The sequence below is a fragment of the Streptomyces sp. YIM 121038 genome (assembly GCF_006088715.1).
Lineage (GTDB): Bacteria > Actinomycetota > Actinomycetes > Streptomycetales > Streptomycetaceae > Streptomyces.
In genome coordinates this window covers 1,486,089-1,497,007 of sequence record NZ_CP030771.1, presented here as the reverse complement: position 1 = coordinate 1,497,007, position 10,919 = coordinate 1,486,089, and the positions used below count along the sequence as shown (strand labels likewise).

Annotated in this window: 5 protein-coding genes; all 5 read left to right on the top strand. The window is 75.7% G+C overall.

Annotation, left to right across the window (positions count from 1 at the left end):
- Positions 1 to 35 precede the first annotated feature (35 nt).
- The 5 genes from C9F11_RS05770 (at position 36) to C9F11_RS05750 (ending at position 10,897) form a co-directional block, all read left to right on the top strand.
- Positions 36 to 6,503 (top strand): non-ribosomal peptide synthetase, encoded by a 6,468-nt coding sequence (locus tag C9F11_RS05770; RefSeq protein WP_138958223.1) that lies wholly within the window; start codon positions 36 to 38, stop codon positions 6,501 to 6,503.
- Between the two features lie 3 nt (positions 6,504 to 6,506).
- Positions 6,507 to 6,728 (top strand): MbtH family protein, encoded by a 222-nt coding sequence (locus C9F11_RS05765; RefSeq protein WP_138958222.1) that lies wholly within the window; start codon positions 6,507 to 6,509, stop codon positions 6,726 to 6,728.
- Between the two features lie 11 nt (positions 6,729 to 6,739).
- Positions 6,740 to 8,095 carry a cation:proton antiporter gene (locus C9F11_RS05760; protein ID WP_138958221.1) on the top strand — a complete coding sequence of 452 codons (1,356 nt, stop codon included), beginning with the start codon at positions 6,740 to 6,742 and terminating at the stop codon, positions 8,093 to 8,095.
- A 108-nt stretch (positions 8,096 to 8,203) separates the two neighbouring features.
- The gene (locus C9F11_RS05755; RefSeq protein ID WP_138958220.1) at positions 8,204 to 9,706 is read left to right on the top strand and encodes a tryptophan 7-halogenase; all 1,503 of its coding nucleotides are present in this window, start codon (positions 8,204 to 8,206) and stop codon (positions 9,704 to 9,706) included.
- 12 nt (positions 9,707 to 9,718) lie between these two features.
- Complete coding sequence (locus tag C9F11_RS05750; RefSeq protein WP_138958219.1) at positions 9,719 to 10,897, top strand: cytochrome P450; 1,179 nt, start codon at positions 9,719 to 9,721, stop codon at positions 10,895 to 10,897.
- Positions 10,898 to 10,919: the final 22 nt, after the last annotated feature.

Below are 10,919 nucleotides of genomic sequence, written 5' to 3'. Positions count from 1 at the left end.
CCCGCGCCGCCCACGCCGTGCCGAGGAGAGAAGCGATGACCCGATCCCCAGTCGAGGACGTGTGGCCGCTGTCGCCGCTACAGGAAGGCCTGCTGTTCCACGCCGCCTTCGACGACCAGGGACCCGACGTCTACACCGTGCAGTCCACGCTCGCGCTCGAAGGCCCCCTGGACGAGGCCAGGCTGAGGGCGACCTGGGCCGCGCTCCTCGACCGGCACGCCGCGCTGCGCGCCTGCTTCCGGCAGGTCAGCGGCGCCCGCAGGGTGCAGGTCATCGCCCGCCACGTCACCCTGCCCTGGCGCACGGAAGACCTGTCCCGCCTCCCCGGGGCCGAGGCCCGCGCCGCCCTGGAACGCCTCGCCGAACAGGAGCGCGCCGAACGCTTCGACCTGGCCAAGGCCCCGCTGCTGCGCGTGCTCCTCGTCCGCCTCGCCGCGCACCGGCACCGCCTGGTGCTCACCAGCCACCACATCCTCATGGACGGCTGGTCCGCGCCCGTGCTCGTCGCGGAGCTCACCGCCGCCTACGCGCACGGCGGCGACACCGCGCGCCTGCCCCGCACCACCTCCTACCGCGACTACCTGCTGTGGCTCGGCAAGCAGGACAAGGAGGCCGCCCGGGCCGCCTGGCGCGCGGAGTTCGACGGCGCCGCCGAGCCGACCCTGGTCGCCCCCGCCGTCCCGGACCGCCCGCCCGCCTTCCCCGGCCACGTCGGCGGCGACCTGCCGCCCGCGCTCGGCCGGGGCCTCACCGAGCTGGCCCGCACCCACGGCCTGACCGTCAACACCGTGGCGCAGGGCGCCTGGGCCCTGGTCCTCGCCCGCCTCGCCGGGCGCACGGACGTGGTGTTCGGCGCGACCGTGGCGGGCCGCCCCGCCGAACTGCCCGGCGTGGAGTCGATGGTGGGCCTGCTCATCAACACCCTGCCGGTACGCGTGCCCCTGGACGGCGCGCAGCCAGCCGTCGAGATGCTGCGACGCCTCCAGGAGCGCCAGACCGCCCTCCTGGCCCACCAGCACCTGGGCCTCCTCGACGTCAAGGAACTCGCCGGTCCTGGCGCGGTGTTCGACACGCTCATGGTGTACGAGAGCTTCCCCCGGCCGCCCGCGGGACGGGCCCCGGACCCCGGCGCCCTGACGATCCGCCCGCACGGCTTCGCCCGGGAGGCGGCCCACTACCCGCTCACCCTCGTCGTCGCCCCCGGCGAACGCACCCACCTCAAGCTGGAGTACCGCACCGACCTGTTCGACCGCGCCACCGCCGAGGCCGCGCACGCGGGCCTGGTCCGCGCCCTGGAGCAGCTCGTCGCCGACCCCGGCGCCCCCGTGGGGAGCCTGCGCGTCACCGCCCCCGGGCGACCCGCCGGATGCGTGACACCCGGCCCCGCCCCCGGCCGGCCGGTGCCCGCGCTGATCGCCGCGCGGGCCGCGGCGTCCCCGCGCGCCGTGGCCCTCCTGGACGGCGAACGCACCTGGTCCTACGGGGAGTTGTGGGACGCGGCGGGCCGTCTCGCGGCCCACCTCGCCGCGGCGGGCGTGGCCCGCGGCGACCGCGTGGCCGTCGTGCTCGACCGGTCGGCGGACGTCGTCGTGGCCCTCCTCGCCGTCTGGCGCGCCGGAGCGGCCTATGTACCCGTCGACCCGGGGCACCCGGTGGAGCGGATCGCGACGGTCCTCGCCGACAGCGGCACCCGCGCGGTGGTCTGCGGCCGGGGCACGCGGGCCTCCGTGCCGCCCGGGCCGCGGCCCCTCGTGGTCCTCGACGACCCGGCGGTCCTCCAGCGCCTCGCCGGGTACGACGGCGGCCCCGCCGTGCCCGTGACGGCGGGCGAGACGGCGTACGTGATGTACACCTCCGGCTCCACCGGCGCCCCCAAGGGCGTCGCCGTCCCGCACGGCGCCGTGGCCGCCCTCGTCGGCGAGCCCGGCTGGCGCGTCGGCCCCGACGACACGGTGCTGCTGCACGCCCCGCACGCCTTCGACGCGTTCCTGTTCGAGGCGTGGGTCCCGCTGGCCGCGGGCGGGCGCGTCCTCGTCGCCGGGCCCGGAGTCGTCGACGCCCGGGAGATCCGCCGGTACACCGCGCGCGGCGTGACGACGCTGCACCTGACCGCGGGCACGTTCCGGGTGCTCGCGGGCGAGACACCCGCGTGCTTCACCGGCCTCAGGGAGGTCCTCACCGGCGGGGACGTGGTGCCCGCCGAGGCCGTGGCGCGGGTGCGCGCGGCCTGCCCGGACGTCGCCGTGCGGCACATGTACGGGCCGACGGAGACCACCCTGTGCTTCACCTGGCACCCCGTCGGGCCCGGCGACGAGCACCTCGCCGTGCTGCCCGTCGGCCGCCCGCTGCCCGGCCGGCAGGCGTACGTCCTGGACGCCTTCCTCCAGCCGGTGCCGCCCGGCGCGACCGGCGAGCTGTACCTGGCGGGCCCTTCGCTGGCCCACGGCTACTGGCGGGCGCAGGGCCCGACCGCCGAGCGCTTCGTGGCCTGCCCGTTCCCGTCCGGCACCCCCGGCGCGCGCATGTACCGCACCGGTGACCTGGCCCGCCGCACCGCCGACGGCGAGCTGGTGTTCGTGGGCCGCGCCGACGCGCAGGTGAAGATCCGCGGGTTCCGCGTGGAGCTCGGCGAGGTCGAGGCGGCCCTCGCCGCGCACCCCGACGTCGCCCAAGCGGTGGCCGTCGCCCGCGACGACGGGCCCGGCGGGCGCCGCCTCGTCGGCTACGTCGTCCCCTCCGCCGCCGCGGGCGTCGACCCGCAGGACGTCCGCGAGCACGCCGCCAAGCGTCTGCCCCCGTACATGGTCCCCGCCGCCGTGCTCACCCTCGGCGCCCTGCCCGTGACCCGCAACGGCAAGGTCGACCACGCGGCCCTGCCCGCCCCCGACTTCGCCGAACGCGTCACCGGCGGCAGGCCCCGCACCGCCGCCGAGGAGACGCTGTGCCGTCTCTTCGCCGAAGTGCTCGACCTCCAACGGGTCGGCTCCGACGACAACTTCTTCGACCTCGGCGGGGACTCGGGCCTGGCCATGCGCCTCGCCGGGCGCATCCGCGAGGAGTTCGACGCGGAGCTGCCCATCCGCCAGTTCTTCGGCGCCCCCACCCCCGCCGGAGTCGCCCGGCTCCTGGCCACCAAGGCGCGCCCCGTGCTCGCGCCCGCCCCCGACCGGGGCGACGCCCCCGTCACCGCGGGCCAGCTGCGCACCTGGCTCCTCGCGCGCCTCGACGACGAGTCGGGCCTCGACCGCGTCCCGGTGGCGCTGCGGCTCAGCGGCGACCTCGACCAGGAGGCGCTGCGCTCGGCCCTCGCGGACGTCGCGGCCCGCCACGACGTGCTGCGGACGCTCTTCCCGGGCGCCCACGGCGGGGAGCTGCGCCAACAGGTCCAGCGGGCGGACGCGGCACCCCGGCCCGGCACCGCCGAGCCGCCGTTCCTGACCGTCGCACCCGCCGACGAGGCCGGGCTGCCCGAGCTGATCGCCGAGCACGTCCGGCGCCCGTTCGACCTGGCCCGGCACACCCCCTGGACGCGGCACCTGTTCACGCTGTCCGACACCGAGCACGTCCTGCTCCTCGTGCTGCACCGCATCGCGGCGGACGACGCGTCCCTGGAGGTGCTCCTGCGCGACCTGGCCACCGCCTACGGCGCGCGCCGCGAGGGCCGCGTCCCCGAACGCGCCCCGCTGCCCGTGCAGTTCACCGACTACGCCCACTGGGAGCGGGAGCTGCTCGACGGCGAGAGCCGCCGCGACAGCCTCGTCAACGCCCAGCTCGCCCACTGGCGGGCCGCCCTCGCGGGCACCGGTGCCGAACTGGTGCTGCCCGCCGACCGCCCCCGGCCCCCGGTCGCCTCCCACCGCGCGGGCACGGTCCCGCTCCGCCTGGACCCCGAGGCGCACGCCCGCGTCGCCGACGTGGCCGAGGAGGCCGGGACGACGGTGTTCACCGTGGTGCACGCGGCCCTCGCCCTGCTGCTGTCCCGGCTCGGCGCGGGCGACGACATCACCGTCGGCACGCTCGTGCCGCGCCGCGACGACCCGGGCCTCGAAGGCGTCGTGGGCCCCTTCGTGGGCCCCCTCGCCCTGCGCACCGACGTGTCCGGCGACCCCACCTTCGGCGAACTCGTCGGCCGGGCGCGGGAGTCGTACCAGGAAGCGGCCGGAAACCGCGACGTGCCCTTCGAGCGGCTCATCGACGCCCTCGACACGCCGCCCTCCCTGGCCCGCCATCCGGTCTTCCAGGTCCTCCTCGACGTCCGCGACAGCATCGCCGACGCGTGGGACCTCTGGGAGCTGCCGGGCGTGCGCTCCACCCGCCTGGACACCGGGGCGCCGGCCACCGAGCTCGACCTGTCCGTCGAGCTCACCGAGCGGTATCTGTCCGACGGCGACTTCGGCGGCCTCGAAGGGCGCCTCCGCTACGCCGCCGAGCTGTTCGACGAGGCCACCGCCGACGCGTTCGCCCGCCGCCTCGTCCGCGTCCTGCACCAGGCCGTCGCCGACCCCGAGGTGCGTCTCGGCGCGGTCGACGTCTTCGTGGACGAGGCCGAACGCGCGCGGGCGGGCGCCCTCGCCGCCGCCACCGTGGAAGACCCGCGCGCCGACACCGTCCCCCGCCTCTTCGCCGAGCGCGCGGCATCCGACCCCGGCGCCGTCGCCGTCGTCGACCAGCGCGTCCCCGGCATGTACGAGGCGTCCATGACGTACGGGACGCTGGACGCGGCCGCCGACGGCCTCGCCCGGCGCCTCACCGCCCTCGGCGCCGGACCGGAGCGCGTGGTCGTCGTGGCGGTACCGCCCACGCTGACGCTGGTCGTCGCGCTGCTCGGCGTCCTGAAGGCGGGCGCCGCCTGCCGCTTCGCCGACCCGGCGCGGCCCGTGGAACCCGGCGAAGGCCCCCGCCCCGCCGCGCTCGTGCACGACGCCACCGCCGCCGCGCCCGTGGCCGCGGGGATACCGCTCCTCGCCCTCGACGACCCGGCGTCGGGCGCGACGGAAGCAGGGGCCGGGCCGGGGCGGGCGGAGGCCTCCGGCCCTGGGGCCGCGCCCGGGGGCGGGGCGGCTGGCTGCGCCCCTGGGGAGGCGCCCGGGGACGGAGCGGCTGACAGCGCCCGCACGGCACCCCCCAACGCCCCCGGCCCCGCACGCCCCTTGCACCCCGACCACCCCGCCCTCGTCCTCGGAGCCGGTGCCACCGTCCTCACGCACCGCGCCCTCACCGCCCGCGCGTCGCAGGCCCCGCGCCCCGGCGACCCCGTACCGCTGGACAGCGCGGACCCGCCCGCGGAGCTCGCGGTGGCGCTGCTCGCCGCACTCTGCGCGGGCGCCGAGGTGCGCCTCGGGGCGGGCGGGGCCCCGGCCGCCGGCGGCCACGGCACGCCGGAGACCGGCGGCACCTGGCTGCGGCTCGCGGGCGCCGCCGAGGAGGGAACGGCCGCCACCGGCCACCCCGTCGACCCCGCCCGCGCCCGTGTCCTGGACGACTTCCTGCGGCCCGTGCCCCCGGGCGCGACCGGCGACCTGTACGTCGCGGGACCCGTGCTCGCCCGCGGCTACGCGGACCGGCCCGCTGCCACCGGCGAGCGGTTCGTCGCCGACCCCCACGGCACCCCGGGCACGCGGATGTTCCGCACCGGCGACCGCGCGCGGTGGACCGCCACCGGCGAACTGGCCCTGCGCCGCGCCCCCGAGACGGCCGGACGGCGGCGCCCGGGGCAGACCCGCGGCGACCTCGACGTGCTGCTCCCGCTGCGCCCCGAGGGCAGCCGCCCGCCACTGTTCTGCCTGCACCCCGGCATGGGTCTGAGCTGGGGCTACGCGGCGCTCCTGCCGTACCTCCCCGCCGACGTGCCGCTCTACGGGATCCAGGCCCGGGGCCTCGCCCGCCCCGAGCGGCTGCCCGGCAGCATCGAGGAGATGGCCGCCGACTACGCGGAGGAGATCCGCACGGTCCAGCCCACCGGCCCCTACCACCTCCTCGGCTGGTCCGTCGGCGGCACCCTCGCCCAGGCCGTCGCCACCCGCCTCGAAGAGCTCGGCGAAGAGGTCGCGCTGCTCGCCCTGCTCGACGCCTACCCCCACAGCTCCGCCAAGTCGCGGCTGCGCGGCGAGAACGATCAGGCCGACGACACGGGCTCCGACGGCTACGCCCTGCTCAAACGGGACGAGGGCGGCATCGCCGACCTCTACCGCTCGACCGGCCTGGGCGCGCAGCCCCTCGCCAACCTGGAGAAGGTGCTGCGCAACATGGCCGCCTTCACGCCCACCCACACCCCCCGCCCCTTCGGCGGCGACCTGCTCCTCTTCGTCGCGACCGAGGACCGCCCGGACGACCTGCCGGCCGCCGCCGCGGCGGACAGCTGGCGGCCGTACGTCCAGGGCGCCGTACGGCCGTACGACATTTCCGCCGGCCACTACGACATGCTCAAACCCGGTCCCCTGTCACACGTGGGACGCGTCGTCACCGAAACACTCCGGATCCACGGGAATTCCCGAAAGGACTGAACCATGACCAATCCCTTCGACAATGAGAACGGCAGCTTCCTCGTCCTGGTCAACGACGAGGGCCAGCATTCGCTGTGGCCGGTATTCGCGGAGATTCCCGACGGCTGGACCACCGCGCACGGGGCGGCGGGCCGCGAGGAATGCCTCGCGTACATCGAGGAGAACTGGACGGACATGCGGCCCAAGAGCCTCGTGGCGGAGATGGACAGGACCGCGGCACCCTAGCGGCCGCGGCGATGACCACGGAATCCATCGCGACCGTCGCCATCGGCGACGTCGCCCTCATCGTCGTCGCGTCCCGGCTGCTCGGCGCGCTCGCCCGCCGCTGCGGCCAGCCCGCCGTCATCGGGCAGATCGCGGCGGGCATCGCGCTCGGGCCGACGCTCCTCGGACGGCTGCCGGGCGACCTGACGGGCCGTCTCTTCCCGGCGGAGGTCCTGCCGTTCCTCACCGTGCTCTCCCAGATCGCCATCGTGATCTTCATGTTCGTGGTGGGCTACGAGATGGACGCGCGGCAGCTGCGGCAGGGCGGCAGAGCCGCGGCGACCGTGGCCCTGTGCGCGTTCCTCGTGCCCGCGGGCATCGGCGCGGGCACCGCGGGGATGTTCCCCGGCGTGTTCGACGCGGTCCGCCCCGACGGCGTGGACGGCCGGTCGTTCTGGCTGTTCATGGCGGTCGCGCTGTCCGTCACCGCGCTGCCGGTGCTCGCCGCCGTCGTCCGCGAGCGCGGCCTCGCGGGCACCGCGCCGGGCACCGTCGCGACCACCGCGGCCGGGCTCATGGACGTCGTGGCCTGGCTGGTGCTCGCCGCCGCGCTCGCGGGCACCGGGCACGCCGCCGCGCGCTCCTGGCAGCTGTCGCTCGCGCTGCTCTCGGTGTTCGTCGCGTTCCTGTTCCTGGTCGTACGGCCGCTGCTCACGCGGTGGCTCGAACGCTCCGGGGCGCTCCGTGCCCACCAGCTCACGCTCGCCCTCGGTCTGGCCCTCGGCAGCGCCTGGGTGACCGCCGAACTGGGCCTGCACGCCGTGTTCGGCGGCCTGCTCGCGGGCATCGCCATGCCCCGCGGGGACGGGGTGCCGGACGCCGACGTGCTGCGCCCGATGGAGGAGAGCGCGGGGCTGCTCCTGCCGCTGTTCTTCGTGACCACCGGCCTGTCCTTCGACATCGGCGCCCTCGACGGGGACGGCGTCGTCCTGCTGCTCCTCGTCCTGGCGGTCGCCACCCTCGGCAAGCTCCTGCCCGGCTACGGAGCGGCCCGCCTCGCGGGCCTCGACCGGCACGACGCGGCGCTCGTCGCCGCCCTCGTGAACACCCGGGGCCTGACCGAGCTGATCGTCCTGAACGTCGCCCTCGACGCCGGGATCATCGGCGAGGAACTCTTCACCGTCCTCGTCCTCATGGCCCTGGTGACGACGTTCATGACCGGCCCGCTGATCTCGCTCGTCAGAAGGGAGGGACGCGTCGCGCGCCGGTTCCGGAAAACACCCCGGGCACCACACCCGCCCACCGGTGACATTTCCCGGAGCGCGGCGCCGGGGAATTCCCGAGTTGAAACAGACGGTGCCGACTTGAACGACCTTGGACGCGCTTGACGCGCACCCGCGGTCATTACCAGACTCGACCGAGCGCACAGGAATCCCGGGCCCGGGAAGGAATTCCGGCCACCGGGGAAACGTCGGAAAGCCCGAATGGGGAGGGAGATGACGTTGCCGGATTCCGAGGAATTCGACGTGGTGGTCGTCGGCGGAGGACCCGCAGGATCGACCCTGGCCGCGCTGGTGGCGATGCGGGGACACCGCGTCCTGGTCCTGGAGAAGGAGCACTTCCCCCGCCACCAGATCGGCGAGTCCCTGCTGCCCTCCACGGTGCACGGCGTGTGCCGCCTCACCGGCGTCGCCGACGAACTCGCCAGGGCGGGCTTCCCGCGCAAGCGCGGCGGCACCTTCCGCTGGGGCGCCAACCCCGACCCGTGGACCTTCTCCTTCGCGGTCTCGCCCCGCATGTCGGGACCGACGTCGTACGCGTACCAGGTCGAGCGGTCCAAGTTCGACGACATCCTCCTCAAGAACGCCCGCCGCGTGGGCGCCGACGTCCGCGAGGGCTGCGCCGTCCTCGACGTCGTCGCCGACGACGAGCGGGTGCGCGGCGTGCGCTACACCGACGCCGACGGCCACGAACGCCGGGCGCTCGCCGCCTTCGTCGTCGACGCCTCCGGCAACGGCAGCCGCGTCCACCAGCGCGTGGGCGGCACCCGCGCGTACTCGGAGTTCTTCCGCAGCCTCGCCCTGTACGGCTACTTCGAAGGCGGCAAGCGGCTGCCCGAACCCAACTCCGGCAACATCCTGTCCGTCGCCTTCGAGAGCGGCTGGTTCTGGTACATCCCGCTCAGCGACAGCCTCACCAGCGTCGGCGCCGTCGTCCGCCGCGAGCTCGCCGACAAGATCCGTGGCGACCGGCACCAGGCGCTCCAGGCGCTCATCGCCGAGTGCCCGCTGATCAGCGAGTACCTGGCCGACGCCCACCGGGTGACGAGCGGCCCGTACGGCGAACTGCGCGTCCGCAAGGACTACTCGTACCACCACACGACGTTCTCGCGGCCCGGCATGGTCCTCGTCGGCGACGCCGCCTGCTTCGTCGACCCGGTGTTCTCCTCCGGCGTCCACCTCGCCACCTACAGCGCGCTGCTCGCCGCCCGCTCGATCAACAGCGTGCTCGCCGGGACCGTCGACGAGCCGCGCGCCCTCAGGGAGTTCGAGGTCCGCTACCGCCGCGAGTACGGCGTCTTCTACGAGTTCCTGCTCTCCTTCTACGAGATGCACCACGACGAGGACTCCTACTTCTGGCGGGCCAAGAAGGTCACCCGGGCCGACCGGCCCGAACTGCAGTCGTTCGTCGAGCTGATCGGCGGCGTGTCCTCCGGCGAGCAGGTCCTCACCGACGCCGACGTCGTCGCCAAGCGCTTCCGGGCCGGGTCCGCGGAGTTCTCCGACGCCGTGGACGAGGTCGCGGGCAGCGCCGACGGCAGCATGGTGCCGCTGTTCAAGTCCTCCGTGGTGCGCGAGGTGATGCAGGAGGGCGGCCAGGTCCAGATGCGCGCCCTGCTCGGCGAGGACGCCGAACCGGAGGCGCCGCTGTACGGCGACGGCCTGGTGCCCTCGGCGGACGGCATGCTCTGGTGCGAGCCGCCCGGCGCGGGCGAGTGAGGTGATCCGCCCATGGCACGGCCGACCGACCTCTCCCCGCACAACCGGCGCGACCGGCTCGACCCGCTGCCGGACCTGACCCGGCTCGCCGCCGAGGCCCCGCTGACCCGCGCCGACCTCACCGACGACCCGGCGGCGGGCCCCGGCTGGCTGGTCACCGGGCCCGACGAGGTGCGGGCCGTCCTCGGCGACACCGACCGGTTCAGCACCCGCGTCGCCGCCCCGGGCGGAGCGCGGGGACGCCCCGCCCAGGTGGGCAACCTCGTCCAGTACGACCCGCCGGACCACACCCGGCTGCGCCGGCTGCTCGCCCCGGAATTCACCGTCCGGCGCATGAGCGGCCTGGAGCCCGCCGTCGAACGCGTCGTCGCGGACAGCCTGGACACCCTGGAGAAGGCCGGGTCACCGGCCGACTTCATGCGGCACGTCGCCTGGACCGTGCCCGGCCTCGTCATGTGCGAGCTGTTCGGCGTGGAGCGCGACGACCGGGCCGAACTCGCGCGGCTGCTCAAGATCGGCCGCCCCGCGTTCCGGGGGCGCGGCGCCCAGGTCACCGCGGGCGGCGCGTACATGGCGTACATGGGGCGGCTCGTGGCCCGCAAGCGCGGCGAGCCCACCGACGACCTGCTCGGCCGGGTGGTGCGCGCACACGGCGACGACGTCAGCGACGAGGAGCTGGTGGGCCTCAGCGCGTTCGTCATGGGCTCCGGCGTGGAGAACGTGGCGGCCATGCTGGGCCTCGGCCTCCTGGCCCTCCTCGACCACCCCGACCAGCTCGAACTCCTGCGCGGGCGGCCGGAGTCGACCGACCGCGCGGTGGAGGAGCTCATCCGCTACCTCTCGGTCATCCCGACCGCCTCGCCGCGCACCGCGCGCGAGGACGTGCCCCTGGGCGGCCAGGTCATCAAGGCCGGTGACCGCGTGGCCTGTTCGCTGATCGCGGCCAACCGCGCCACCCCCGAGGGCACCCCGGACCGCCTCGACCTCACCCGTGAGCCGGGCCCCCACGTGGCCCTCGGCCACGGCGTCCACTACTGCGTCGGCGCGTCCCTGGTCCGCATGGAGCTGCGCGCCGCCTACCCGGCGGTCCTGCGCCGCTTCCCCGGCCTGCGACTCGCCGTCGACCCCGCCGGGATCCGCTTCCGGCGGCAGGCCCCGTACGGCGTGGAGACACTGCCGATCAGCTGGTAGACCGCCGAATTCCCGGGAGGGA

Bases quoted from the DNA above. Each gene is read 5' to 3' on its own strand.
- C9F11_RS05770 (WP_138958223.1), top strand. From the start codon at position 36: ATGACCCGATCCCCAGTCGAGGACGTGTGGCCGCTGTCGCCGCTACAG.
- C9F11_RS05765 (WP_138958222.1), top strand. From the start codon at position 6,507: ATGACCAATCCCTTCGACAATGAGAACGGCAGCTTCCTCGTCCTGGTC.
- C9F11_RS05760 (WP_138958221.1), top strand. From the start codon at position 6,740: ATGACCACGGAATCCATCGCGACCGTCGCCATCGGCGACGTCGCCCTC.
- C9F11_RS05755 (WP_138958220.1), top strand. From the start codon at position 8,204: ATGACGTTGCCGGATTCCGAGGAATTCGACGTGGTGGTCGTCGGCGGA.
- C9F11_RS05750 (WP_138958219.1), top strand. From the start codon at position 9,719: ATGGCACGGCCGACCGACCTCTCCCCGCACAACCGGCGCGACCGGCTC.